This is a genomic window from Stenotrophomonas sp. Ker107b, from assembly GCF_053847245.1.
In genome coordinates, this window is record NZ_JBSPHX010000002.1 from 1,180,437 (window position 1) to 1,204,212 (window position 23,776).

Annotated in this window: 23 protein-coding genes; 16 read left to right on the forward strand and 7 right to left on the reverse strand. The window is 67.7% G+C overall.

Features of this window, described 5'->3' with window-relative positions:
- Positions 1 to 39: 39 nt before the first annotated feature.
- Positions 40 to 999 carry a FecR family protein gene (locus ACWV8V_RS15050; RefSeq protein WP_455900104.1) on the forward strand — a complete coding sequence of 320 codons (960 nt, stop codon included), beginning with the start codon at positions 40 to 42 and terminating at the stop codon, positions 997 to 999.
- 140 nt (positions 1,000 to 1,139) lie between these two features.
- Entirely contained in the window at positions 1,140 to 4,055 is a 2,916-nt protein-coding gene (locus ACWV8V_RS15055) for a TonB-dependent receptor domain-containing protein (protein ID WP_455900105.1), read from the forward strand.
- A 93-nt stretch (positions 4,056 to 4,148) separates the two neighbouring features.
- On the opposite strand, the gene ACWV8V_RS15060 is transcribed toward ACWV8V_RS15055, so the two are convergent.
- On the reverse strand, positions 4,149 to 4,406 hold the full coding sequence (locus tag ACWV8V_RS15060) for a DUF2789 domain-containing protein (RefSeq protein WP_088432639.1): 258 nt from the start codon (positions 4,404 to 4,406) through the stop codon (positions 4,149 to 4,151).
- Between the two features lie 165 nt (positions 4,407 to 4,571).
- Here ACWV8V_RS15060 and ACWV8V_RS15065 point away from each other — a divergent pair, with 165 nt between their 5' ends.
- From ACWV8V_RS15065 to ACWV8V_RS15085, 5 genes are all read left to right on the forward strand, one after another.
- Positions 4,572 to 5,159 carry a biliverdin-producing heme oxygenase gene (locus tag ACWV8V_RS15065; protein ID WP_259259232.1) on the forward strand — a complete coding sequence of 196 codons (588 nt, stop codon included), beginning with the start codon at positions 4,572 to 4,574 and terminating at the stop codon, positions 5,157 to 5,159.
- A gap of 49 nt (positions 5,160 to 5,208) precedes the next feature.
- Positions 5,209 to 5,601, forward strand: a complete 393-nt coding sequence (locus ACWV8V_RS15070) for a YbaN family protein (protein WP_310443492.1) — start codon at positions 5,209 to 5,211, stop codon at positions 5,599 to 5,601.
- Between the two features lie 113 nt (positions 5,602 to 5,714).
- The gene (gene exbB / locus ACWV8V_RS15075) at positions 5,715 to 6,446 is read left to right on the forward strand and encodes a tonB-system energizer ExbB (protein WP_455900106.1); all 732 of its coding nucleotides are present in this window, start codon (positions 5,715 to 5,717) and stop codon (positions 6,444 to 6,446) included.
- A gap of 9 nt (positions 6,447 to 6,455) precedes the next feature.
- Positions 6,456 to 6,881 (forward strand): TonB system transport protein ExbD, encoded by a 426-nt coding sequence (gene exbD / locus ACWV8V_RS15080; RefSeq protein ID WP_455900107.1) that lies wholly within the window; start codon positions 6,456 to 6,458, stop codon positions 6,879 to 6,881.
- Positions 6,878 to 7,606, forward strand: coding sequence for an energy transducer TonB (locus tag ACWV8V_RS15085; RefSeq protein ID WP_259259238.1), 729 nt, complete (start codon positions 6,878 to 6,880; stop codon positions 7,604 to 7,606). The genes exbD and ACWV8V_RS15085 overlap by 4 nt, the downstream gene beginning before the upstream one ends.
- A gap of 63 nt (positions 7,607 to 7,669) precedes the next feature.
- On the opposite strand, the gene ACWV8V_RS15090 is transcribed toward ACWV8V_RS15085, so the two are convergent.
- Positions 7,670 to 9,697, reverse strand: coding sequence for a sodium-translocating pyrophosphatase (locus ACWV8V_RS15090; protein ID WP_455900108.1), 2,028 nt, complete (start codon positions 9,695 to 9,697; stop codon positions 7,670 to 7,672).
- Between the two features lie 269 nt (positions 9,698 to 9,966).
- Between ACWV8V_RS15090 and ACWV8V_RS15095 the strand changes: the two genes are divergently transcribed.
- Positions 9,967 to 10,470: a hypothetical protein gene (locus tag ACWV8V_RS15095; RefSeq protein WP_455900109.1), complete on the forward strand. Its 504-nt coding sequence runs from the start codon at positions 9,967 to 9,969 to the stop codon at positions 10,468 to 10,470.
- A 50-nt stretch (positions 10,471 to 10,520) separates the two neighbouring features.
- Here the strand turns inward: ACWV8V_RS15095 and ACWV8V_RS15100 are convergent, their stop codons facing one another.
- Positions 10,521 to 11,777, reverse strand: a complete 1,257-nt coding sequence (locus ACWV8V_RS15100) for a 6-phosphofructokinase (RefSeq protein ID WP_346468595.1) — start codon at positions 11,775 to 11,777, stop codon at positions 10,521 to 10,523.
- A gap of 141 nt (positions 11,778 to 11,918) precedes the next feature.
- On the opposite strand from ACWV8V_RS15100, the gene ACWV8V_RS15105 reads away from it, so the two are divergent.
- The 3 genes from ACWV8V_RS15105 to ACWV8V_RS15115 all read left to right on the forward strand — a co-directional run bounded on the left by ACWV8V_RS15105 (position 11,919) and on the right by ACWV8V_RS15115 (position 14,771).
- On the forward strand, positions 11,919 to 12,482 hold the full coding sequence (locus tag ACWV8V_RS15105) for an adenylate kinase (RefSeq protein ID WP_259259244.1): 564 nt from the start codon (positions 11,919 to 11,921) through the stop codon (positions 12,480 to 12,482).
- 333 nt (positions 12,483 to 12,815) lie between these two features.
- Positions 12,816 to 14,180 (forward strand): UDP-N-acetylmuramate:L-alanyl-gamma-D-glutamyl-meso-diaminopimelate ligase, encoded by a 1,365-nt coding sequence (gene mpl, locus ACWV8V_RS15110; RefSeq protein WP_259259245.1) that lies wholly within the window; start codon positions 12,816 to 12,818, stop codon positions 14,178 to 14,180.
- Positions 14,181 to 14,192: 12 nt separating this feature from the next.
- Positions 14,193 to 14,771, forward strand: a complete 579-nt coding sequence (locus ACWV8V_RS15115) for an LON peptidase substrate-binding domain-containing protein (RefSeq protein ID WP_259259246.1) — start codon at positions 14,193 to 14,195, stop codon at positions 14,769 to 14,771.
- Positions 14,772 to 14,823: 52 nt separating this feature from the next.
- Here ACWV8V_RS15115 and ACWV8V_RS15120 read toward each other — a convergent pair whose 3' ends face one another.
- A complete protein-coding gene (locus ACWV8V_RS15120; protein WP_259259247.1) occupies positions 14,824 to 16,827 on the reverse strand; it encodes a bifunctional DedA family/phosphatase PAP2 family protein in 2,004 nt (667 codons plus the stop codon).
- A gap of 102 nt (positions 16,828 to 16,929) precedes the next feature.
- Between ACWV8V_RS15120 and ACWV8V_RS15125 the strand changes: the two genes are divergently transcribed.
- Entirely contained in the window at positions 16,930 to 17,592 is a 663-nt protein-coding gene (locus tag ACWV8V_RS15125; protein WP_259259248.1) for a serine/threonine-protein kinase, read from the forward strand.
- A 69-nt stretch (positions 17,593 to 17,661) separates the two neighbouring features.
- Here the strand turns inward: ACWV8V_RS15125 and ACWV8V_RS15130 are convergent, their stop codons facing one another.
- Entirely contained in the window at positions 17,662 to 18,342 is a 681-nt protein-coding gene (locus ACWV8V_RS15130; protein ID WP_455900110.1) for a hypothetical protein, read from the reverse strand.
- Between the two features lie 116 nt (positions 18,343 to 18,458).
- Between ACWV8V_RS15130 and ACWV8V_RS15135 the strand changes: the two genes are divergently transcribed.
- A complete protein-coding gene (locus ACWV8V_RS15135) occupies positions 18,459 to 19,277 on the forward strand; it encodes an SDR family oxidoreductase (RefSeq protein WP_259259250.1) in 819 nt (272 codons plus the stop codon).
- A 79-nt stretch (positions 19,278 to 19,356) separates the two neighbouring features.
- Positions 19,357 to 20,322 (forward strand): YiiG family protein, encoded by a 966-nt coding sequence (locus ACWV8V_RS15140; protein WP_455900111.1) that lies wholly within the window; start codon positions 19,357 to 19,359, stop codon positions 20,320 to 20,322.
- Between the two features lie 42 nt (positions 20,323 to 20,364).
- On the opposite strand, the gene ACWV8V_RS15145 is transcribed toward ACWV8V_RS15140, so the two are convergent.
- On the reverse strand, positions 20,365 to 21,237 hold the full coding sequence (locus tag ACWV8V_RS15145) for an ion transporter (RefSeq protein ID WP_455900132.1): 873 nt from the start codon (positions 21,235 to 21,237) through the stop codon (positions 20,365 to 20,367).
- 65 nt (positions 21,238 to 21,302) lie between these two features.
- Here ACWV8V_RS15145 and ACWV8V_RS15150 point away from each other — a divergent pair, with 65 nt between their 5' ends.
- Positions 21,303 to 22,532 (forward strand): acetylornithine transaminase, encoded by a 1,230-nt coding sequence (locus ACWV8V_RS15150; protein ID WP_455900112.1) that lies wholly within the window; start codon positions 21,303 to 21,305, stop codon positions 22,530 to 22,532.
- A 13-nt stretch (positions 22,533 to 22,545) separates the two neighbouring features.
- On the opposite strand, the gene ACWV8V_RS15155 is transcribed toward ACWV8V_RS15150, so the two are convergent.
- A complete protein-coding gene (locus tag ACWV8V_RS15155; protein WP_455900113.1) occupies positions 22,546 to 23,157 on the reverse strand; it encodes an HAD-IA family hydrolase in 612 nt (203 codons plus the stop codon).
- Positions 23,158 to 23,270: 113 nt separating this feature from the next.
- Between ACWV8V_RS15155 and azu the strand changes: the two genes are divergently transcribed.
- On the forward strand, positions 23,271 to 23,729 hold the full coding sequence (gene azu, locus ACWV8V_RS15160) for an azurin (RefSeq protein ID WP_152152563.1): 459 nt from the start codon (positions 23,271 to 23,273) through the stop codon (positions 23,727 to 23,729).
- Positions 23,730 to 23,776: the final 47 nt, after the last annotated feature.

Below are 23,776 nucleotides of genomic sequence, written 5' to 3' on the forward strand. Positions count from 1 at the left end.
TCCCTTGCCCGCGCGTGACTGCGCCACCCATCGCCAGCCATGAGCCCGCCCCCCCCTTCTTCCTCTCCCTGTCCGCCGCCGTCCGATGCTGTCGCTGTCCAGGCGCGGGCCTGGATTGCCTGGCTGGCCTCCGGTGCGACCGATGCGGGACAGATGCAGGCCTTCGAGCAGTGGCTGGGTGAGCCCGGGCACCGGCATGCCTTCGAACACGAACGTCAGCTTTGGCGCAGTCTTGGGCCACGCCCCCCCGCGGCGGCAGTGGCGGTGCCGCGTCAACGGCGGGCCCGCTGGCACGCGTGGAGCGTGGCGACGGCAGCCGTGCTGGCCTTGGCATGGGTCGCGCCCGATGCGTGGCTGCGGCTGCAGGCCGATCACCGCAGCACGCGTGCGATCGAGACGGTATCGCTGCCCGATGGCAGCCGTGCGGTACTGGATGCCGACAGTGCCATCGCCGTCCACTACGACGGTCATGTGCGTCGTATCGCGCTGCTGCGTGGCCAGGCCTGGTTCGAGGTGGCGCACGAGGCGTCCCGCCCGTTCCAGGTAGAAGCGCAGGGCAGTGTGGTTGAAGATATCTCCACCGCATTCGCCGTGTCCCGCTGGAACGACCAGGTCGAGGCGGTGGTCGAGCAGGGGCGCGTGCGGGTTGCGGCCACTGAACGAGGCGGCTGGACCTATCTCGATGCGGGCCAGCGGGCGCGCATTGCGCCAGCCGGCCGGGTCACGCGGCTGGACGATGTTGCGCTGGACCGCATTGCGGCCTGGCGCGACGGCGAACTGCTGCTGGAGACGGCCAGCGTGGAGGAGGCGGTGCAGCGCATTGCGCGCTACCGCCCGGGTGCCACTTTCGTGCGTGGCGATCTGTCGGCCTTGCCGGCGGTCAACGCGGCGTTCCGTATTGATCGCCCGGAGCAGGCGCTCGATGCGCTGGCCGTCAGCGCCGGGCTGAGCGTCACCCGCCTGCCGATGGGCGTGGCGATCGTGGCACCGGCGCAGTAGCGCAACCGGTCTTGGGGCTGTGCCCGGTTCGTTCGTCTTACTCGGCATAACGTACCCGCCGCCGCCACGTACGTCCGCTGCATCCGCACCTGCGTGCGGGTGACCCGCCTCTGCGGCACTGATCTTCTGACAGGTTTTCCATGCGCATCTCCCCCCGCGCGGCCCATCGTCCGCGCCCGTCACGTCTCTGCATCGCTCTGCTTACTGCTGGCCTGGCGGCCGCGCCCGGCCTGCCGGCATTCGCCCAATCCAGCCCGGTACCGGCTGCGGCGACGCTGCGGTTCGACATTCCCGCCCAGCCGCTGTCCGATGCGCTGCGCACCTACATGCGGCAGTCCGGGGTGCAGGTCGCCTATCCGGCCGCGCTGGCCGAAGGCGTGACCTCCACGGCGGTGGCCGGGCAGATGGATGCGCAGGCTGCCTTGCTGCGCCTGCTGCAGGGTAGCGGGCTGAGCCTGCGCCAGGTCGGGCCGGACGCGGTCACGCTGGAGCGCGCTGCAGTGGCAGCCAACGACGATGGCCTGATCGTCACCGACGCGCTGAGCGTGGCCGGTGACCGCATCGAGGGCGGCAGCGATGCCGAGCGTGTGCTGGAGGTGTACCGCACGGCCGGTTCCAGCGCGTACATCGCGCGTGACACGATCGAGCGCTTCCGCGGCACTTCCACCGCGGACATCGTCAAGGGCGTGGCCGGCGTCACCGCGGGCGATCCGCGCACCGCCAACGCGCTGGACGTGAACATCCGCGGCATCCAGGGCCAGAGCCGCATCCCGGTGATCATCGACGGTGGGCAGTCCACCATGGATACCTACCGTGGCTACGCGGGCCAGTCGCAGCGCACCTATCTCGATCCGGACCTGATCTCCAACATCACCATCACCAAGGGGCCGAGCCTGGGCGTCAATGCTTCCGGTGGCATCGGTGGCGTGGTCGAGATGGAAACGCTGAAGATCGAAGACGTACTGCGCGACGGCCGCGATGCCGGGCTGCGCGTGCGCACCGGCATGGCCAATGCCAGCGCCAACAACGTGCCCGCCTATGACGCCGCACCGCGTACCGACCGCAGCGCGCTGGGCAGCCAGTTCTTCAACATCGCCACTGCCAAGCACTGGGATCGTTTCGATCTGGTCGCGGCGTACGCCTGGCGCGAGAACGGCAACTACTTCTCGGGCAAGCATGGCTACGACGATTTCCCGCAGACCCGGCGCACCCTGGCGCCGCTGAATCCGCCGGACACCGAAGTGTTCAACACCTCCTCGCGCTCGGCGTCGTTCCTGCTCAAGGGCACCTGGCGCATCGACGACAACCAGACGCTGGAAGCCGGCTACCGCCGCTATGAGGGCACCGCGGGCGAAATCATGGCCTCGCAGATCATCCGCGTGGACCGTGACCGCGTGCCGCAGTGGGATCCGGGTCATGTCGACATGGATGCCTACAACCTGCGCTACCGCTTCAACCCGGACAACGAGCTGATCGATCTGAAGGCCAACCTCTGGTACACCGACGCCGACAGCCTGATGTACAACGGCCTGACCGGCATCACGCCGTGGTACTTCGATCGCCGCACGGAGTGGTACGACGGCCCGTCGTTCAACACCGATCCGGGCTACAAGGATGCCTACCGCAATGAGCTGACGCAGACGCGGCTCGGCGTCGATGTGGGCAACACCACGCATCTGGATACCGGCGCCGGGCTGTTCACGCTGGACTACGGCCTGTCCTTCAGCGACGAGGACGTCGGCCCCGGCCCGCACTCGCCGGTCATGCACGACGACCTGGTCAACAACCGTTTCCTGCGCAATGCCGAGCGCAAGGAATACAGCGCGGTGGCCTCGGTCAAATGGCAGCCGGACGAGCATTGGGAAGTGCTGGTCGGTGGCCGCTACAACCGCGTCAACGTGCATGACCGCAACCGCCTGGCCACGCCGGACGCCTACGGCGTGATCGGTCAGTACCGCTACACCCAGCTGCTGGATGGCAACCCGAACCTGCCGGCATGGCGCGCCAAGCGCATCGCCATGCTGAACTGGTATCCGGATGCCAATGGCCAGTTCACCGAGGCCTCGTTGCTGGCCTCCCCGTATGAGAAGGGCACGGTCGGTGACATCACCGGTTGGAACTTCTATGACGCCGATGAAGCCGAAGACCTGAGCGTGCCGGTCAGCTGGACCTGGTCGCAGCCGATCCGCCGCCGCGACAGTGCCTTCATGCCCAGCGCCAGCGTCGCCTACCGCTTCGACGAAGACACGATGGTGTACGTGAAGTACGCCGAAGGCGTGAAGCTGCCCAGCCTGTTCGAAACCACGCTGGGCCTGTTCACCGCGGCCAAGCCCACCGGTGAGCTCAAGCCGGAGCGGGCAGGGACCTGGGAAATCGGCGCGAGCACGGTGCGCCACAGCCTGTTCACCGAGGGCGACCAGGCGGGCTTCAAGCTGGCCTACTTCAACACGCGCATCGATCACCTGATCACCCGCGACTACCGCACCCTGTCGGCCGGCCTGATCCGCAACGTGGACCGTTTCAAGGTCTCCGGCGTGGAGTTCCAGTCCAGCTATGACAGCGGCACGGTGTTCGCCGATCTGTCCGCGCATTACTACATCCAGGCCAAGACCTGCGCGCCGGACATCGCCGCCGAGCGCCGCGCCTACGGGATCCAGCGCAGGATCGAGGAGCTGAAGAACACCCCGGACTGCGTGGATGGTGGCTTTGAAGGGTCCTACAGCAACACGCAGAACCCGCCGCGCTACAACGTCAATCTGACCCTGGGCTCGCGACTGTTCGACCAGAGCCTCAGCGTCGGCACCCGGGTGATCCACAACGCCGGCCCGATCAGCACGCTGGACAAGGAATGGAACGTCGGCCTGTCGGCGATCCAGCAGCTGTACCGCCCGGCGACCATCGTGGATCTGTTCGCCAGCTGGCAGGCCAGCGAGCAGTTCGCGGTGGACCTCAATGTGGACAACCTGACCGACCGCTACTACCTCGATCCACTGGCGCTGGGCGTGATGCCCGCACCGGGCCGGACCGTGCGGCTGGCGCTGACCTACCGCTACTGATGCCCGGACACGACAGGGGCCGGCATTGCCGGCCCCTGCGTGCATCCGGCCTGCACACAGGGCGTGCGGCCGGTATCGGCATCCCGCGATCGCTCAGCCGGCGTTGGCCTGTGCGGTCGCATCGGCGTGCAGGGCTTCACTGAGCTCATCGACCACGATCGCCCACTCCGCATCCGAGCGCAGCTGCTCGGTCAGGAACTGGCGCTGCCCGTCGTTCCAGTACGGCGCTTCGATCAGGCGGATCTCGTTGGACAGCTGGTGATCGCGGATGAAGGCGGCAATCGCCTCCTCGCTGGCGTCCAGGCCGAGCTGCAGGAACAGATTGGTCATGCGCGGTTCGGTGGTGATCATCGTGTCATTCCAGTGGCAGGGCGTGGTCCGTATTATCGGGGCAAGGCCGTGACGGTGGCATGTGACATTCGCACTGCTGATCACGCGACAATGGGCTTGGGGTTACCCCCGTGCCAGACGTCTTCAACAGAGAACCGTGCCCCACTTCCCCATCCAAGCAGTGCCATGATCGTCATCGATACTCCCGAAGCCACCCGCAGCCAACGCCTCAAGGCGGCCACCCGTGACAGCCACGGCGCGCTGGACAAGCGCATCATGGCCGGCGACATCTTCGCCAGCCGCGACCTGTTCGCAACGTTCCTGCGCGTGCAGTACCGCTTCCACCGCGATATCGACGCGCTCTACGGCAATCCCGCGCTGGATGCACTGCTGCCCGATCTGGACGAGCGCCGCCGGCTGCCACTGATCGCCCGCGACCTGGCTGATCTGGAGCAGACCCTGCCGCTGCCCACGTCCACCCGGTTGGATGGTGACCTGCCACTGCCGGCGGCACTGGGCTGGCTGTACGTGGCCGAAGGCTCCAATCTCGGTGGCACCGTGCTGTACAAGATGGCGGCACGTCTTGGCCTGGACAGCAATTTCGGCGCCCGTCACCTGGCCGCCCATCCCGATGGTGCCGCCCGCCACTGGCGCGAGTTCACCGCTGCGCTCGATGGTGTCGCGCTGACCGAGGCGCAGGAGCAGCAGGTGATCGATGCGGCCGATGCGGCCTTCCGCAGCGTGCACGGGCATGTCGAGGAAGAATTCGCATGACCGCTGCGCCTCCCAGGCACGTCACGCCGGACCGCAACCGCCGCCCATGATGCGCTGGCTCTGGTTCGGCCTGGGCTGGATCATGGTGGCGCTGGGCGTCATCGGCGCCCTGCTGCCGGTGATGCCGACCACGATCTTCCTGATCCTGGCGGTCGGCTGCTTCGCGCGCAGCTCGCCGACGTTCGAACGCCGGCTGCTCGAGCACCCCCGTTACGGTCCATCGCTGCGGCTGTGGCGCGAACAGGGCGCGATCAGCCGCAAGGGCAAGGCCTTCGCCGGCGCCGGCATGGCGTTCGGGTTCGTCATGTTCTGCTGGGGCGCGCATCCGTCCTGGCCGCTGCTGCTCGGCGTCGGGCTGTTCTTCGTGGCCAGCGCGGCGTATGTGCTGTCACGGCCTGCGCCGCAGCCGTCGGCCACGGCCGATCGCCCGTCGCAGCGCTGAACGTGCTGTCCGCCCGGTACTGATTCCCACCGCCTTGCCCCCGATACTTTCCGCCCCTTTCCTGCCTCCGGCCCTGCACGGTGCCGCGATGCCCCTGACCGACGACTCCGCCCATGACCTTGCCCATCGCTCTTCCTGCCGCCGTGGCGGCACTGCCGCACGACCTGACCCCGTGGGGCATGTACCAGGCCGCCGATGGCGTGGTGCAGACTGTGATGTTCGGGCTGGCGCTCGCCTCGATCGCCACCTGGACGGTGCTGGTTGCCAAGACCTGGGAACTGGGCCGGCAACGCACGCGGCTGCGCCAGGCGCGCGCGCTGCTGCTGCAGGCCGCGCATCTGCCGGTGGCGCAGACGCATCCGCTGCTGGACGACGGCGCGGCGCATGACCTGATCGACGCGGCCCGGACCGAGCTGCGCCTCTCGCAGGATGCGCAGGATCCGGTCGGGATCAAGGAGCGGGTCGCCTCGCGCCTGGAACGCATCGAACTGGCGCATGCGCGGCAGCTGCGCACCGGGGTGGGCCTGCTCGCCAGCATCGGCGCGATCGCGCCATTCGTCGGGTTGTTCGGCACGGTGTGGGGGATCATGAACAGTTTCATCGGCATCGCCCACGCCAACACCACGAATCTGGCCGTGGTCGCACCAGGCATCGCCGAGGCGCTGCTGGCCACTGCGCTCGGCCTGGTCGCAGCGATTCCCGCCGTGGTGATCTACAACCACTTCACCCGTGTGATGGCCGGCATCCGCGGCTTGCTCGGTGATTTGTCCGCGGGCGTGCAGCAGTTGGTATCGCGCGATCTGGACCGCCTCGGCAGCGCGCCTGCCGTGCGCGACGCGCGCTGAGAGTCGGCCATGTCCATCAAGACCGCCCGCCACGACGACGATGCGCTGGAAGAAAGCCACGAGATCAACGTCACCCCCTTCATCGACGTGATGCTGGTGCTGCTGATCATCTTCATGGTGGCGGCGCCGCTGGCCACGGTGGACACGCCGGTGGAGCTGCCGGCCAGCACCGCGCAGCCACAGCCGCGCGATGCCGAACCGGTGTTCCTCTCGGTGCAGGCCGATCTGTCGCTGAGCGTCAACGATGTGACGGTCGGCACTGAGGGCCTGAACGCCACGCTGGAGCGGCTGACCGCTGGCGACCACGAACAGCGCATCTACCTGCGTGCCGATCAGGCCGTGCCGTATGGCGAGCTGATGCAGACCATGAACGCGCTGCGTGCGGCCGGGTATCGCCGGATCGCGCTGGTGGGCGTGGAGCAGCACAGCGAATGAGCCGCGACACCGCCGCGACACTGCGCTGGGCAGGCAGCCTCGCCCTCGTGCTGGCTGTGCATGCCGTGCTGATCGGCGGCGCGCTGTGGTGGGAGCAGCGTGCGCCGGTGCGGGTCAGTGACACGCCGGTGGAAGCGGTGATGGTGGAGTTGGCGCCGGTACCTGAGGCGCCGTCCGCGCCACGGAAGGACATCCCGCCTGGGCCGCTGCAGCAGGAACAGCACCGGCCCGAGCCGACGCCGGTGCCGAAGATCGATCTCCCACCGGATGACGCGCCGGATGCGCAGGACGTCCTGCGTCGCGAGACACCCCGCGAAGCAGCGCCGACCGACCAGCACAACGTGGACCAGACCCTGGCACCGCCGGAGGTGTCCGCACGCCCGTCCGAGCGCTATGCCGCCACGCAGACGGTGGCTGGCCGCCAAGGCAGCGCGGCCGTCACCTGGCAGGGCCTGCTGCTGGGCCATCTGGAACAGTACCGTCGTTATCCGCGCCAGGCCGAGCGTCTGCGCCAGCAGGGTGTGGCCTATGTGCGCTTCTCGGTGGACCGGCAGGGCAACGCCTCCAATATCCGGCTGGGCCAGAGCAGCGGCCATCCGCTGCTGGATGAGGAAACGTTGGCCACGGTGCGGCGCGGCAGCCCGTTGCCGCCGCCGCCAGCAGAGATCACCGGCGACCCGGTGGAGGTGATGGTGCCGGTGACATTCTTCCTCCGGCGGCGTTGAGGCGTGGCAACCCGCACGCGCTGCACGGACGCGCTGGCCTGAGGCCAGCGCGCCCGTCCCGACTCAGAGCAGTGGCACCAGCAGCAATGCCACGATGTTGATGATCTTGATCAGCGGGTTGATCGCCGGGCCGGCGGTGTCCTTGTAGGGATCGCCGACGGTATCGCCGGTGACCGCGGCCTTGTGCGCCTCGCTGCCCTTGCCGCCGAAGTGGCCATCCTCGATGTACTTCTTGGCGTTGTCCCACGCGCCGCCGCCGGTGGTCATCGAGATCGCCACGAACAGCCCGGTGACGATGGTGCCGATCAGCAGGCCGCCGAGTGCGCGCGGCCCGAGCAGCAGGCCGACCACCACCGGTACCGCAACGGGCAACAGCGAGGGGATGATCATTTCGCGGATCGCCGAGCGGGTCAGCAGGTCCACGGCGCGGTCGTACTGCGGCTTGCCGGTGCCGTCCATGATCCCGGGAATCTCGCGGAACTGGCGGCGCACTTCCTCCACCACCGCACCCGCCGCGCGGCCCACCGCTTCCATCGCCATCGCACCGAACAGGTAGGGGATCAGGCCGCCGATCAGCAGGCCGATGATCACCTCATGGTTGGACAGGTCGAAGGCGAAGACCTCGCCGGGATTGGCCGCCTGCAGGTTGTGCGTGTAATCGGCGAACAGTACCAGCGCGGCCAGCGCCGCCGAGCCGATCGCATAGCCCTTGGTCACCGCCTTGGTGGTGTTTCCGACGGCATCGAGTGGATCGGTGATGTCGCGGATCTCCGGCGGCAGTTCGGCCATCTCGGCGATGCCGCCGGCGTTGTCGGTGATCGGGCCGTAGGCGTCCAGCGCCACGATCATGCCGGCCATCGAAAGCATCGCGGTCGCGGCGATGGCGATGCCGTACAGGCCACCGAAGTAGTGCGCCAGCCAGATCGCCACGCACACCGCGATCACCGGCAGGGCGGTGGACTTCATCGAGACACCGAGGCCGGCGATGATGTTGGTGCCGTGCCCGGTGGTGGAGGCCTGCGCCACGTGCTGCACCGGTTTGTACTGGGTGCCGGTGTAGTACTCGGTGATCCACACGATCAGCCCGGTCAGCACCAGTCCGATCAAGGCGCAGAAATACAGGTTCAGCGCACCGTGCGCGTTGTCCGGCATCAGCTGGGTGGTGATCGGATAGAACGCGATGGCGGCCAATACACCGGACACGATCACGCCCTTGTACAGCGCGCCCATGATCGAGCCACCGGGCTTCACCTTGACGAACAGCGCGCCGACGATCGAGGCGATGATCGACACGCCGCCCAGCACCAGCGGATACAGCACCGCATTCGCCCCGGCCTCGGCGATCATCAGGTTGCCGAGCAGCATCGTGGCGATCACGGTGACGGCGTAGGTTTCAAACAGGTCGGCGGCCATGCCGGCGCAGTCGCCGACGTTGTCGCCCACGTTGTCGGCGATCACCGCCGGGTTGCGCGGGTCATCCTCGGGGATGCCGGCTTCGACCTTGCCGACCAGGTCCGCGCCGACATCGGCGCCCTTGGTGAAGATGCCACCGCCCAGCCGCGCGAAGATCGAGATCAGCGACGAGCCGAAGGCCAGCCCGACCAGAGCGTGCAGCGTCTGCGCGACATCCAGCCCGAGCCGCAGCAGCAGCGCGTAATAGCCGGCCACGCCCAGCAGACCCAGCCCGACCACCAGCATGCCGGTGATCGCACCGCCGCGGAAGGCGACGTCCATGGCCGCACTCAGGCCGTTGCGGGCGGCCTCGGCGGTACGCACGTTGGCACGCACCGAAACGTTCATGCCGATGTAGCCAGCCGCGCCGGACAGCACGGCACCGATCGCGAAGCCGATCGCGGTATACCAGCTGAGGAAGAGGCCGACCAGCACGAACAGCACGGCACCGGCGATGGCGATGGTCAGGTATTGACGGTTGAGATAGGCGCGCGCGCCTTCCTGGATGGCGGCGGCGATTTCCTGCATGCGGGCATTGCCGGCCGGTTGCCGGAGGATCCAGCGTGCCGACACGATGCCGTAGAGAATCGCGAGAATGGCGCACAACAGCGCCAGAGAAAGCCCGTAACGTTCCAGCATGTCCCCTCCCGGGTGATGGAATGACATCCAGTGAACGGATGAACGTCTCCACGCGGGGCACAACAGGCTGCAACCATGAACCAACCCGTTCAGACCGTGCCGGTCTTCAAGCGTGTGGCGGTGTTCAGCAATCCCTGGTGGCCCGAGTATGCGGGCAAATCCTCGATGCATGCCAGCAAGGATTTCAAAGCGCGTGCCCGCGGCCTTTGCCACGCCGTTCAGCCATCCACTGGCAGCCTCGGCCCATCCCCCGCCGTTGGAGTCCTGCCATGTCCCCCCGTCATCTGTTGTGGCTGGCCCTGTTGCCCGCCGTGTCCGCCTTCGCCGCCGAAACCCCCGAGCTGCAGCGCGCCGCCGGCACACCGCAGGCGGTAGGCGCGGCCCACACGCTGCGCCAGATTCCCGAAGCCTGCGCACGGCTGGAAGGCGTGTTCACCGGCGAGGCGGCACAGCCATACAAATTCGCCGTGGTCCGCACCAGCGAGCAGTGCCAGCCGCGTGCGCGCTTTGTCGATTACGACAAGGCGCAGCCCAGCGAAGCCAAGGGCTGGAAGCTCAATGACGTGATCCGCGTGCCGAATGCCGCCTGCCCGGCACAGCAGGCGGTGGTGCGCGTGTGGCGGCTGCCGGTCACCACCAAGCCGGAACTCGATGGGCAGGGCCAGTCGCGCATCTACCTGGAAGACGCCAAGAAGCAGGCGGCTGCCGGCAAGATCGCCCAGGTGCCGATGTTCGCCGCGCAGATGAAGGTCGAGGGCAAGGCCTGCAACTGAGCTGACCACACACCGACGGTGCCGGCCAGCGGCCGGCACTACCGGGTCGATTACGCCTCGAAGGCAGGCAGTTTCTTCTTCACCGCCACGTTCTTCAGCGTCACGTACTTCGGCAGCCCATCGGACCCGTACGGCAGCGGCGCTTCACCTTTGATCAGCGGGGCCAGATACGCCCGCGCCTTGTCAGTGATGCCGAAGCCATCGCGGCGGATGAAGCCGGCCGGCATCTTCTTCTCGTGGTTGGCCACCTTGTGCAGCGGGGCCGCCTCGATCTTCCAGCGGTAGGGCGTGTCGCTGGTGCGCACGATCACCGGCATCACCGCGTTCTGGCCCTTCAGCGCGAACTGCACCGCCGCCTTGCCCACGGCCTGTGCCTGCTCCCAATCGGTCTTGGAGGCCAGATGGCGCGCCGAACGCTGCAGGTAGTCGGGCAGGGTCCAGTGGACCTTGTAGCCCAGCCCATCCTTGACCCGCGCGGCCAGCTGCGAGGCCACGCCACCAAGCTGCGTATGCCCGAATGAATCGGTACCACCGCCGGCATCGGCGACGAAGCGGCCATCGGCGGTCTGGATGCCTTCGGAGGCGACCACCACGCAGTAGCCCACCCGCTCGACCACCTGTTTGACCTTGGCCAGGAACGCCGCCTCGTCATACGCGCGCTCGGGCAGCAGGATGATGTGCGGGGCGTCGTCGGCGCCTTGGCCGGCCAGGCCCGCGGCGGCGGCCAGCCAACCGGCGTGGCGGCCCATCGCCTCGTAGACGAACACCTTGGTCGAGGTCTCGGCCATCGCGGCCACATCCAGCGCGGCTTCGCGCACGGAGACGGCGGTGTACTTGGCGGCCGAGCCGAAGCCCGGGCAGGTATCGGTCACCGCCAGATCGTTGTCGATGGTCTTGGGCACGCCGATGCAGGTCAGGTCGTAGTCGAAGGCCTTGGCCAGCTGGGAGACCTTCCAGGCGGTATCGGCCGAATCGTTGCCGCCGTTGTAGAGGAACCAGCGCACGTCATGGGCACGCAGCACCTCGAGCAGACGCTCGTATTTGCCGCGGTCGGCCTCCAGCGATTTGAGCTTGTAGCGGCATGAGCCGAACGCGCCGCCGGGAGTATGGGCGAGGGCGGCGATGGCGGCGGCGGTCTCCTTGGAGGTGTCGATCAGGTCTTCGCGGAGCGCGCCGAGAATGCCGTTGCGCGCGGCCAAGACCTTGATTCCTTTGGCCCGGGCCGTGCTGATGACCGCCGAGGCGGTGGCATTGATGACGGCGGTGACGCCACCTGACTGGGCGTAGAGGAGGGTACCTTTGGACATGGTGCGACCTTGGTCTGGGGGGACGGACATTGCAGAGACATTACCCGGATGGGGTAAAGTGCGCGTATTGCGGTGCAGCGTGATTGTGGACATTCCCGGGGCGCGCGCCCTCCGTTTTCTTACCAAGTTGGAGTCAGGTTGATGCGATTGGTTCTGTTGGGACCGCCCGGTTCGGGCAAGGGGACACAGGCGACGCGCCTGAAGGAACATCTTTCGATTGCGCACATTTCCACCGGTGATCTGCTGCGCGCCGAAGTGGCCGCCGGCACCGAGCTGGGCAAGCAGGCCAAGGCCGTGATGGATGCCGGCAATCTGGTGTCCGACGACATCCTGCTGGGCATGCTCGAGTCGCGCCTGGGCCAGGACGATGTGGCCAATGGCTTCATCCTCGACGGTTACCCGCGCAACGTGGCCCAGGCCAATGCGCTGGATACCCTGCTGGCCAAGATCGGCCAGCCGCTGGATGCCGTGGTACAGCTGGACGTGCCGACCGAACTGCTGGTCGAGCGCATCGCCGGCCGCGCCGCCGAACAGGGCCGCGCCGATGACAATCCCGAATCCGTGCGCCAGCGCCTGCAGGTCTACAACGACCAGACCGCGCCGGTGGTGGATTTCTATGCCGGCCGCGGCACGCTCGCACGCGTGGATGGCGTGGGTGAACTGAACGATGTGGAAGCGCGCATCCGCGCCGCGATCCAGGCCTGAGCCGGTGGGTGCCGCTACGGCGGCACCGCACCCGCACCGCGCGTGCAGGGCCCGAAAACACACGCGCCCGGCCCCCGAAGGGACCAGGCGTGTGGTTTGAAGGTGCCAGCGAGCGGGCTTGCTCAGAGCCCCGCAGCATGAGCCCCCCTGGGGATGGCCTCTTGGGGAGTAGGACCAATGGGGTACTGCGGCTGGCCGAGACAATTGTGTCCGTCTTCACAGTACGGCGCTATCGGGAATTCCCCGACACCCCGCTGGACTTTTCTTATAGTCGACCAGGAGTTGTCTGACGGCGATCTCCATCGGCGATGGTGATCGGCGACAATCGCACGCATGAGCACGATCCACATCCTTGGCATTGCAGGCACTTTCATGGGCGGCGTGGCCGCACTGGCGCGCGAGAAGGGCCATACGGTCCGCGGCAGCGACCAGGCGATCTACCCGCCGATGTCCACCCAGCTCGAACGCCTGGGCATCGCCCTGGATCCGGGCTACCGCGCCGACAGCGTGGCGCCGGACTGCGACGAGGTGGTGATCGGCAATGCGCTGTCGCGTGGCAATCCCGCCGTGGAAGCGGTGCTGGATGCCGGCCAACGCTATATCTCCGGCGCCCAATGGCTGTCCGAGCAGGTGCTGCCGGGCCGCGACACGCTGGCCGTCGCCGGCACCCACGGCAAGACCACCACCACCACCATCCTGACCTGGCTGCTGCACAGCGCCGGGCGTGACCCCGGCTTTCTGATCGGCGGCGTGGCCGAGGATTTCGGCGTTTCCGCCCGCGTCGGCAGCGGCCGTGAGTTCGTGGTCGAGGCGGACGAGTACGACACCGCGTTTTTCGACAAGCGCAGCAAGTTCGTGCACTACCGGCCGCTGGTGGCGATCCTCAACAACCTCGAATACGACCACGCCGATATTTTCCCGGACGTGGCCGCGATCCAGCGCCAGTTCCACCATCTGATCCGCACCGTGCCCGCGCGCGGGCGCCTGATCGTCAACGGCGAAGATGCCTATCTCGCCGACGTGCTGGCGATGGGCTGCTGGACCCCGGTGGAGCGCTTCGGTTTCGATCCTTCGCTGGAATGGCACGCCGAGCTGGTGGAGGCCGACGGCAGTGTGTTCGTCGTGCACCATCGCGGCGAGCGGGTCGGTGAAGTGCGCTGGTCGCTGCTTGGCCGCCACAATGTCCTCAATGGGCTGGCCGCCCTGGCTGCCGCGCATGCGGTCGGCGTCGAGCTGGCCACGGTGATCCCGGCGCTGGCCGCATTCCGCAGCGTCAAACGCCGGATGGAAGTGATCGGCCAGGCACGCGACATCACCCTCTACGACGATTTCGCGCATCACCCCACCGCGATCCGCACGACGCTTGATGGCCTGCGTGCCAAGGTGGGCGATGCCCGCATCGTGGTGGCCATGGAGCCGCGCAGCAACTCGATGCGGTTGGGGGCACACGCGCAGGCGCTGGCGCCTTCGCTGGACGGTGCCGACGCGGTAGTGTTCCTGCATCGCCCCGAGCTGGCCTGGGATGCGGCCAGCGTGATCGCCGCCGTGCGTGGCCAGGCCCATGCCGTGCCGGACACCGATGCCTTGCTGGCTCAGCTGGGCGCGATCGCCGCGCCGGGTGACCATGTGGTGTTCATGTCCAACGGCGGTTTCGATGGGGCGCCGCGCCGCTTCCTGGCACAGCTGCAGCAGCCCTGAGGGACGCGGGCCATGACCGACACCGCTTCACTGCCCCTGTTCCCGCTGCACACCGTGCTACTGCCCGGCGCCGCGCTCGGCCTGCGGGTATTCGAACGCCGCTACCTGGACATGCTGCGTGAGTGCAGCCGTGCCGGGACGGCCTTCGGTGTCTGCCTGATCCTGGACGGTGAGGAGATCGGTGCGCCGGCGTTGCCGGCCGCCTATGGGGTCGAGGCGCGGATCGAGGATTTCGACGTGGGCGCCGATGGCGTGCTGGTGCTGCGCCTGCGTGGCCAGCGCCGCTTCCATGTGGATCACACCCGCGTGCGCGACAACGGGCTGATCATCGCCGAGGTGACCTGGTGCGCCGCCGACAGCGACGACGAACTGCAGCCCGAGCACGCGCTGATGGCCACCGTGCTGGAGCACATCATCGAGCAGGCCGGCGCGGCCTTCGCACCGGTCAGCCCGGCGCAGATGGAGCAGGCCAGCTGGGTCGGCTGGCGCCTGGCCGAACTGCTGCCGCTGCAGGACGCGCAACGCCTGCAACTGCTGCAACACGATGACCCGCACCAGCGCCTGCAGGCGCTGCTGGACTGGATGCCGTAACGCGGTTTCGCCCCGCGTTACGCCCCCTCGGCCGGGTAGCCCCGGCGCTGCATTACTCGGCCGGCGGCATGCGCACGCGCAGTACCGGCATCTCGGTGTCCGGATGGGTATCGACCTGCTGCGGCAGGCCGTCCAGTGCCTGGCGGACCGCATTGAGCGACGGGTCGATGCCCCGCATCGGCCGCCACATTCCGATCAGCTTGAAGTGCTGCTGGTAGTGCAGGGTCTGTGCACTGCCCAGCCACAGCGGTTCGTTGTCCGGCGCTGCCAGGCGTGCCGGCGCGGGCCACAGGCGCAGGGCGAAGATCTCATTGGGTGCATTGCCCGCACGCAGCATCAGCAGCGATTCGACCTGCGTATCCAGCGTGGCCGGCAGCACCGGTACCTTGTCCTTGTCGGAGGACTTGTCGAGCATCAATAGCGCCTGCTCCCAGCCGGCCTGCGGCTGCACGCGCCAGCCCTGGCTTTCCAGCCGGCGCTGCAACGGGGCCAGCGGACCGGCCACCTGCACATCCAGCGGCCAGCGCTGATCGTCATCGAACTCATTGCGGCGCGAGGGCAGGTGCTGCCACTCGGTTGACCACCAGGCCTGGGCGTCCAGCGGTGCCGGGGTCGGCTGGGCCGGCTCGAAGCGCGCCAGTTTCACCGGAATGTTGCGCGGGGCGTACCAGAGCGCGGCGATGGCGAACGTGCCGTAGAACAACCATGCCACCGGCTTGACCCAGAACGAGCGGTTGAACCGGCGGCGGTAGGCGATGCCCAGCACCAGCAGCCAGAACAGGCCGAACAGCATGCCGCCGATCACATCGCTCAGCCAATGCGCGCCGAGGTAGATGCGGGCGAAGCCGATCAGGCTGACGACGATGCCCGACAGCAGGTAGGGCCACACACGCGTGCGCCCCGGCAGTTCGCGGGCGATCAGCACGGCGAAGAAGCCGAAGGTGATCGTGGCCATCGTCACCGACACCGACGGGAAGCCGAAGCCGCTGCTCGCATCCGGTGGGCGGACCACGTCCACCGTCGCACCGAGCAGCTTGCACAGCGCCAGCCCGAAGGCGAGGGCGGCCAGCCAGTGCGCGGCCGCCATCCAGCGCCGGCGCCAGACCAGGTAGCCCATGCCGGCCGCCGTGGCCGGCAACAGGACCTGCCAGGCGCCCAGCGAGGCCAGCGCGGCCATCGGGTAATCGGCCAGCGGATTGCGCAATGCCAGCATCGCGTGGTGCACGGCCAGATCGACCATCAGCGGTTCACCGTGGGCGACCACCGCCATCAACAGCGCGAACCAGCCCCAGCCGAGCAACAGCAGCATCACCGCCAGCATCGCCAGCGGCACCGACTCACGGCGCTGCGGATCGAACACGGCGACCGAGTAACGGCCCAGGGTCGGGTGACGCTGCGACCAGGCCAGCAGGCTGGCCAGCCAGCTGTCCATGCGCGAGGCCGACCAGCGGTAGCCATACAGCACGATCGCCCAGACCAGGCCCATGATCACGCCGAGCAGGGCCAGCACCATCACCAGCCGGCCGGCGACCGCAGCGACCGCGTCATACGCCTCGCCGAGCACCCAGCCGGGCGCCAGGAACAGCACCGCCCAGGACAGACTGGCGATGCCGCTGGCCTGGATGTAGCGCGACAGCGGCATCTTCATCATGCCGGCGATGGCCGGCACGAACGGGCGGATCGCGCCGACATAGCGCGCCACCAGGATGCTCTTGAAGGCATTACGGCGGAACATCGTCTCGCCACGGTCGAGCAGCTGCGGGTATTTGCTGAAGGGCCAGAAGCCGCGCAGGCGATCGCCCCAGCGCCGGCCGATCCAGTAGCTGATGCCGTCACCGGCGAACGCGCCCAACGCCGCGCAGGCCACCGCATACGGCCCGGAGATCTGGCCCAGGCCGATGAACACACCGACCGCGAACAGCAGCGGCAACGCGGGCACGATCGCGCCCAGCACGATGACCGCATCGCAGAAGGCGATGAGGAAAATGACCGCACCGGCAAGCACGGGGTGAGCTGAGATCCACGCAAGCGTGGCATCGATCCATGACGAGTCCATCGGGGGATTATAGAGGGGGCAAAGTGACTGCCTGCCGGCCAGGCGCCGGCAATGTGCAGCTTCTGCAGTGAATGAACGCGGTCACCCGCCTAGAATGGCGGCATGACACGCCCTGCCGATCCCGCGCCGACCGCCCTCAAAGCTGACAGTTTTGGCCGCATCCTGCTGATGGAGGAGGATGGCCAGCGCTTCGTGCGCCGTGACCTGGAGGCCACGCCCTGGTGGTTGCGGGTACCTGCTTGGTGGCTGGCCCGGCGCGAGGCGCGCGCGCTGGCGCATCTGGATGGCATGCCGGCCACCCCGCGGTTGCTGGGCTGGAACGGGCGCTGGCTGGATCGCAGCTTCATGGCCGGTGATGCCATGTACCAGCGTCCGCCGCATGGCGATCTGGCCTACTTCCGCGCGGCGCGACGGCTGCTGCAGCAGGTGCATCGCCACGGCATCGCGCACAACGACCTGGCCAAGGAGGCCAATTGGCTGGTGCGCGAAGACGGCTCGCCGGCGTTGATCGATTTCCAGCTGGCGGTGATCGGCAACCCGCGCTCGCGCTGGATGCGCCTGCTGGCCCGCGAAGACCTGCGGCATCTGCTCAAGCACAAGCGCATGTACTGCAGGCAGTCGCTGACCCCGGTGGAAAAACGGCTGCTCAAACGCACCTCATGGGTGCGCGATCTCTGGTTCCGTACCGGCAAGCCGGTCTACCGCTTTGTCACGCGGAAAATCCTGCACTGGGAAGACAACGAAGGGCAGGGCCCCAAGCCGTGAGCGCGCGCACGGCGCGCTCGCCGCAGTGACCGGGCGAGTGCACGGCTGACCTGGACCACGCGTGGGTGATCAGCGCAGATCGAGAATCTGCTTGCCGCTGAAGCGGCGCTGCCCATCGAAATCGTAGGCGACCCTCAGTTTCCCATCGTCCGCGCAGGCGTGACAGGTGCGCATCGGTGTGCTGTAGATCAAGCGCACGCCTCCCTCGGGCAGCGCTTCGCTGCCGCTGGCCTGCGCCGGTGCGAAAGGCGTGGCGTCCGGGTGTGCATCCAGGAACGGCTTGACCGTGGCGTCGGCGCGCGACATTTCCGGCAGCACGTCGGCGTCCACATCCTGCGTGTGGCCCGCACTGTCGACCAGCAGCGTGCCCTCGTTGGTATTGGCGCGGAACGGATACTCGATGGTGGCGATGCCGACGCCGTCCTGGTTGCGCCATGCACTCACATAGCCGGGATTGCCCTGCGCACCGAGCTGATGGGCGGCCGCGATCGCCTGCGGGCTCGCGTTGGCGGCCTGCATGACCTTGGCCAGGCAATCATCGGCAACGGGTGCCTGGCCGCGGCAGGCATCCACTTGGCCGTCCCAGATCGCCGCGTCGCTGAAGGGCGAGACGCCACCGGCGGTGCCCGGCACCGTGGCGACCGCCGACGTGGCGGACGTGGCGGATGTGGCCGGATCGCCGGTGGGCTGGCAGGCCGCACTACTCAGCACCAGGGCCAACGCGGTCAGGGGAAGGCGGATCGCCGTCATGTCGCTCATTCCATGCAGAACGGGAGCCGCCAGTATCGACGGGGTGCATGAATCCGGCGTGTGCGCCGGGGCGGCATAATGCGGGTTCATTGCAATCGCACCGAAGGAACCCGCGCATGGCCAGTCTTCAAGGCAAGACCCTGTTCATCACCGGCGCCTCGCGCGGGATCGGCCTGGCCATCGCGCTGCGCGCGGCACGCGACGGCGCCAACGTCGCGATCGCGGCCAAGTCGTCCGTGCCCAACCCCAAGCTGCCGGGCACCATCCACAGCGCCGCCGAGGCGGTGACCGCCGCAGGCGGGCAGGGGCTGGCGCTGAAGTGCGACATCCGCGAAGAAGACCAGGTGCGCGCGGCCGTCGCCGCCACCGTGGATACCTTCGGTGGTATCGACATCCTGATCAACAACGCCAGCGCGATCTGGCTGCGCGGCACGCTGGATACGCCGATGAAACGCTTCGACCTGATGCAGCAGGTCAACGCGCGCGGCAGCTTCCTGTGCGCACAGGCCTGCCTGCCGCACCTGCTGCAAGCGCCCAATCCGCACATCCTCACGCTGGCGCCGCCGCCGACGCTGGACCCGAAGTGGTGGGGCCCGCACACCGGCTACACCCTGGCCAAGATGGGCATGAGCTTCGTCACCCTCGGCCTGGCGGCCGAGTTCGGCCCGCAGGGCGTGGCGGTCAATGCGCTGTGGCCACGCACGGTGATCGCCACCGATGCGATCAACATGATTCCCGGTGTGGATATCAGTGGCTGCCGCACGCCGGCGATCCTGGCGGACGCCGCGCATGCGGTGCTGTGCCGCGACGCGGCCGGTTTCAGCGGGCAGTTCCTGCTCGATGACGAGGTGCTGGCGCAGGCCGGCATCACCGATCTGAGCGGCTATGCCGTCGATCCATCGCGCCCGCTGATGCCGGATCTGTTCCTGGACTGACGCGCGCCCGGCGTGCGATGACAGCGGCTGCACACACCGGGCTGTTAAGGTGCGGGCCCCAATTTGTATGGACACTCGCATGTCATTCCGCACACGGACCGCGCCGCTCGCCGCCGCCATCGCCTTGATCAGCCTGCTCGGCGCCTGCAGCAAGGGCCCGGGCAGCGTCGCCGATACCCAGGGCGTGGAGAAGGTGAACGCCTACATCGCCTGCTTCAATGCCGTCGAACAGCCGATCCACGAAGGCTTCCAGCAGTACATCGGCTGGATGCAGGACCCGGAGGCCGGCCCGACCGGCAACGAGAAGAAGGTACGTGGCCCGGGTACGGTGCTGTCGCATCGTGTGGACGCGTGCAACGCGCCCATGGTCGCTGCGCTGGCGATGACGCCGGCCGAGCCGGCACTGGATCCGGCAGCCCGCAACTACCAGAAGACCTTCGTCGACCTGTACGCCTTGATCGAGCAGGCCGACCGTTACTACAGCCGCGAGGACTACCTGCGCGATGACCATGCCGGGATGCGCAGCCAGCATGCGCCGTTGATGAAGGCCTACATGGCCTTCTTCGATGCAGGCACCGCGCTGGATGCCGCGCTGGAAAAGCGCGAAGACGAACGCCGTGCCGAGCAGCTCAAGGAGATTGAAGCCTCTGAAGGCCGCTCGATGGCGTACTACCAGATCAAGATCCTCGGCGATGGCAAGCAGCTGACCCAGCTGCTCAACACCGAGGCGCCGGACCTGGCCGTGGCCCGCACCCAGCTCACCGCGTTCCAGGCGCTGCTGCAGCAGGCGCAGGATGACAAGGTCGGCAAGGGCGATGCGATGTGGGGGCACCTGGAACGTGCGGCCGATACGCTGGCCCGTGATGCCGGTCGCCGTATCGAGCGCGTCGAGTCAAAGAAGCCGTACACCCGCAGCGAGCAGATGCTGATCGAGAGCGGCGGCCGGATCAACAACCCGCAGGGCTCGGCCGAAGCGTTGCTGGTCAGCTACAACGATCTGGTCGACATGAGCAACCGCCTGGCGCAGTCCAGCGGCGCACGCTGAGCCGGCGCGGGGCGGGCTGCCAGGCGGCCCGCCCCGCGTTGATCAGACGTTGAAGACCGGGGGCAGTTTCTCGCCGCAGTGGCGGCAGTGCAGCGCATCCGGTTCGTGCCCTTCCAGCCCGCAGTGCGGGCAGCCGCGCGCATCCCGGCGTGCGGCATGCTCGGCATCACGCATGGTATTGGCCAGTTCGGCGGTGTAGATGCCGGTCGGCACCGCAATGATGCTGTAGCCGATCAGGATCAGCACCGAGGTGACGAACCGGCCCAGCACGGTCTGCGGCACGATGTCGCCGAAGCCCACCGTGGCCATGGTCACCACCGCCCAGTACATGCTGCTGGGGATGCTGGTGAAGCCGTGGTTGGGGCCTTCGATCACGTACATCATGGTGCCGGCGATGATGGTGATGGTGATGACCGTGAACAGGAACAGCAGCACCTTGCGCCGGCTGCGCCACAGCGACTCCATCAGCACGCCGCTTTCTTCGATGTAGCGGGTCAGCTTGAGGATCCGGAACACCCGCAGGATGCGCAGCGCGCGTACCACCAGCAGGCTCTGGGCGCCGGGGATGAACAGCGACAGGTAAGTCGGCAGGATCGAGGCCAGGTCGATGATGCCCCAGATACTGAATGCGTAGCGCAGCGGGCGTTTGACCACCACCAGCCGCAGCAGGTACTCGGCGGTGAACAGGATCGTGAAGCCCCATTCCAGCACATACAGCCAGTCGGCATAGGCCGCGTGGAAGCGCTGCACGCTGTCGAACATGACCACCACCACGCTGGCGATGATCGCGTAGACCAGCAGCAGGTCGAAATTGCGCGAGGGCCGGGTGTCGTGGCGGTAGATGATGTCGAACCACTGGCGGCGCCAGCCGGAGTCGGTGGCGGGGTTGAGCTGGGGGGCGGTGAACGGTCGCATGGGGCGCATTGTGCCCCACCGGCCCAAAGCGCGAGAATGGGATCTTTCCTGAGCCGTTGACTGCCATGACTGCCGCTGCCACCGATCCGCTGTTGTCCCTGTCGCATTACTACCTGCCGGTCTACAAACCGCGCCAGGTGGTGCTCGAACGTGGCCAGGGCGCGCGCGTCTGGGACAGTCAGGGCCGCGAATTCATCGATCTGGCCGCCGGCATCGCGGTGTGTGGCCTGGGCCACAACGATCCGGACCTCACCGCGGCGCTGATCGAGCAGGCCGGCAAGCTCTGGCACACCAGCAACGTGTTCTACAGCGAGCCGCCGCTGCGCCTGGCCGAGGAACTGGTCACCGCCTCGCGTTTCGCCGAGCGGGTGTTCCTGTGCAACTCCGGCGCCGAAGCCAATGAAGTGGCGATCAAGCTGGTCCGCAAGTGGGCTTCCTCGCTGGGCCGCCCGGCACATCAGCGGGTGATCGTGACCTTCCGCGGCAGCTTCCACGGCCGCACGCTGGCGGCGGTGACCGCCACTGCCCAGCCGAAGTACCAGGAAGGCTACGAGCCGCTGCCCGGTGGCTTCCGCTATGTCGATTTCAATGACGAGGTGCAGCTGGAGACCGCGATGGCCGCCGGCGATGTGGCCGCGGTGATGTTGGAGCCGATCCAGGGCGAGGGCGGCGTGATGCCGGCCAAGCCGGGCTTCCTGCAGCGCGTGCGTGAGTTGTGCGACCAGCACAACGCGCTGGTGGTGCTGGATGAGATCCAGGCCGGCATGGGCCGCACCGGCACGCTGTTCGCGCACTGGCAGGACAACATCAAACCGGACATCGTCACCCTGGCCAAGGCACTGGGCGGCGGCTTCCCGATCGGCGCGATGCTGGCCGGCCCGAAGGTGGCCGAGGTGATGCAGTTCGGCGCGCACGGCACCACCTTCGGTGGCAACCCGCTGGCCGCCGCCGTCGCCCGCGTGGCGCTGCGCAAGCTGTCCTCGCCGGAGATCGCGCACAACGTGAGCCGTCAGTCGCAGGCGCTGCGCGATGGCCTGGGCAAGATCAACGACGAGTTCAAGGTGTTCAGCCAGGTCCGCGGTCGCGGCCTGATGCTGGGCGCGGTGCTGGACAAGGATTTTGCCGGTCAGGCCGGTCCCATCCTGGATCACGCCGCCGAGCACGGCCTGCTGACCCTGCAGGCCGGGCCGGACGTGCTGCGCTTCGTGCCGTCGCTGAACATCACGGATGAGGAAATCGCCGAAGGCCTGAAGCGTCTGCGTGCGGCCGTGCAATCGTTCATCGCGTCGCGCTAGCCAACGGTCGGCGCTACGTCAGGGCGTATCGCTTCATGACCTTGCCGAACGCGCGGCTGTCCGTTGCGGTCTCGGCCTGCAGGCCGGCCAGCCGTGCCCCGCGCACGTTGACGAACAGGTCATCGATGAACAGCGTGCGCTCGGCACGTGCGCCGAGCAGCGTCACCGCCTTGGCGAATATCGCCGGATCCGGCTTGCGCCCGCCCAGCGCACCGCTGCACAGGATGCGGCCGTGCAGGGCATCGGCCAGGGTTGGAAGGAGCTGTGGAATCGTCTGCGCCATCAGCGCGCCGTTGTTGGTCAGGATCCCGATCGGCAACGTCTGCGCGATCTGCGCCACGCGTTCGACCACACCTGTTTGCGGTGCGCACGCGGCGATGCGCGCGGCCTGCCACTGCGCGATGCTGATCGTGGTCTGCAGCGCATCGCCCAGTTGCTGCAGGTAGGCGTCGGTCGCCATGCCGCTGTCGTAGGCACGTTCCAGCCCGCTGTCGAACAGTGCCGTCTGCACCTGCGCCGCGCTGCAGCCGATGCTCGCGGCCAGATGGCGCACACGCAGGTGCCGCGCATAGCGCACCAGCACGCCATCGAAATCCAGCAGCAGGCACTCGATGACACGCGGCATGGGGAAGTCTCGTCCAGGTCCAGGGCTGACCGTAACCCAGCCGGGGCCTGCGCTGCGACATCGCGTCGCACGTCGCCTGCACGGGCGGTCACTAGAATCGTGGGGACTGCCTGATGGAGATCGCCTTGAAACTGCTTGCCCCCGTGTTGCTCGCTGGCCTGATGCTGGCCCCGGCCGCGCATGCGCGCGTCTGCGCGATCGCCATCGACAGCACCGACCAGATGAGCTTCAGCCAGAAGGAACTCAAGGTTGCCGCGGACTGCACCCAGGTGAAGCTGACCCTGCGCCACACCGGCAAGCTCGCGGCGACCGCAATGGGCCACAACTGGGTACTGACCCGCGCCGCCGATTATCAGCCGGTCGCGATGGCCGGCATGCGCACGACGCTGGCCGACAGCTACCTGCCCAAGGGCGATGCACGCGTGCTGGCGCATACCCCGGTGATCGGCGGTGGCCAGAGCACCAGCGTCACCTTCTCCACCGCCAAGCTGACCAAGGGCGGCGACTACACCTTCTTCTGCTCGTTCCCGGGCCACTTCGCGATGATGAAAGGCCGCTTCGTATTCGGTTGAAGCAATCAATATTTAACAGGGACGGGGGTAATTATTAACTACCCCCG

What these genes read in the sequence shown, in the direction of transcription:
- ACWV8V_RS15050 (WP_455900104.1), top strand. Translation starts at nt 40, where the DNA reads ATGAGCCCGCCCCCCCCTTCTTCCTCTCCCTGTCCGCCGCCGTCCGAT.
- ACWV8V_RS15055 (WP_455900105.1), top strand. Translation starts at nt 1,140, where the DNA reads ATGCGCATCTCCCCCCGCGCGGCCCATCGTCCGCGCCCGTCACGTCTC.
- ACWV8V_RS15060 (WP_088432639.1), bottom strand. Translation starts at nt 4,406, where the DNA reads ATGATCACCACCGAACCGCGCATGACCAATCTGTTCCTGCAGCTCGGC.
- ACWV8V_RS15065 (WP_259259232.1), top strand. Translation starts at nt 4,572, where the DNA reads ATGATCGTCATCGATACTCCCGAAGCCACCCGCAGCCAACGCCTCAAG.
- ACWV8V_RS15070 (WP_310443492.1), top strand. Translation starts at nt 5,209, where the DNA reads ATGCGCTGGCTCTGGTTCGGCCTGGGCTGGATCATGGTGGCGCTGGGC.
- exbB (WP_455900106.1), top strand. Translation starts at nt 5,715, where the DNA reads ATGACCTTGCCCATCGCTCTTCCTGCCGCCGTGGCGGCACTGCCGCAC.
- exbD (WP_455900107.1), top strand. Translation starts at nt 6,456, where the DNA reads ATGTCCATCAAGACCGCCCGCCACGACGACGATGCGCTGGAAGAAAGC.
- ACWV8V_RS15085 (WP_259259238.1), top strand. Translation starts at nt 6,878, where the DNA reads ATGAGCCGCGACACCGCCGCGACACTGCGCTGGGCAGGCAGCCTCGCC.
- ACWV8V_RS15090 (WP_455900108.1), bottom strand. Translation starts at nt 9,697, where the DNA reads ATGCTGGAACGTTACGGGCTTTCTCTGGCGCTGTTGTGCGCCATTCTC.
- ACWV8V_RS15095 (WP_455900109.1), top strand. Translation starts at nt 9,967, where the DNA reads ATGTCCCCCCGTCATCTGTTGTGGCTGGCCCTGTTGCCCGCCGTGTCC.
- ACWV8V_RS15100 (WP_346468595.1), bottom strand. Translation starts at nt 11,777, where the DNA reads ATGTCCAAAGGTACCCTCCTCTACGCCCAGTCAGGTGGCGTCACCGCC.
- ACWV8V_RS15105 (WP_259259244.1), top strand. Translation starts at nt 11,919, where the DNA reads ATGCGATTGGTTCTGTTGGGACCGCCCGGTTCGGGCAAGGGGACACAG.
- mpl (WP_259259245.1), top strand. Translation starts at nt 12,816, where the DNA reads ATGAGCACGATCCACATCCTTGGCATTGCAGGCACTTTCATGGGCGGC.
- ACWV8V_RS15115 (WP_259259246.1), top strand. Translation starts at nt 14,193, where the DNA reads ATGACCGACACCGCTTCACTGCCCCTGTTCCCGCTGCACACCGTGCTA.
- ACWV8V_RS15120 (WP_259259247.1), bottom strand. Translation starts at nt 16,827, where the DNA reads ATGGACTCGTCATGGATCGATGCCACGCTTGCGTGGATCTCAGCTCAC.
- ACWV8V_RS15125 (WP_259259248.1), top strand. Translation starts at nt 16,930, where the DNA reads ATGACACGCCCTGCCGATCCCGCGCCGACCGCCCTCAAAGCTGACAGT.
- ACWV8V_RS15130 (WP_455900110.1), bottom strand. Translation starts at nt 18,342, where the DNA reads ATGACGGCGATCCGCCTTCCCCTGACCGCGTTGGCCCTGGTGCTGAGT.
- ACWV8V_RS15135 (WP_259259250.1), top strand. Translation starts at nt 18,459, where the DNA reads ATGGCCAGTCTTCAAGGCAAGACCCTGTTCATCACCGGCGCCTCGCGC.
- ACWV8V_RS15140 (WP_455900111.1), top strand. Translation starts at nt 19,357, where the DNA reads ATGTCATTCCGCACACGGACCGCGCCGCTCGCCGCCGCCATCGCCTTG.
- ACWV8V_RS15145 (WP_455900132.1), bottom strand. Translation starts at nt 21,237, where the DNA reads ATGCGACCGTTCACCGCCCCCCAGCTCAACCCCGCCACCGACTCCGGC.
- ACWV8V_RS15150 (WP_455900112.1), top strand. Translation starts at nt 21,303, where the DNA reads ATGACTGCCGCTGCCACCGATCCGCTGTTGTCCCTGTCGCATTACTAC.
- ACWV8V_RS15155 (WP_455900113.1), bottom strand. Translation starts at nt 23,157, where the DNA reads ATGCCGCGTGTCATCGAGTGCCTGCTGCTGGATTTCGATGGCGTGCTG.
- azu (WP_152152563.1), top strand. Translation starts at nt 23,271, where the DNA reads ATGGAGATCGCCTTGAAACTGCTTGCCCCCGTGTTGCTCGCTGGCCTG.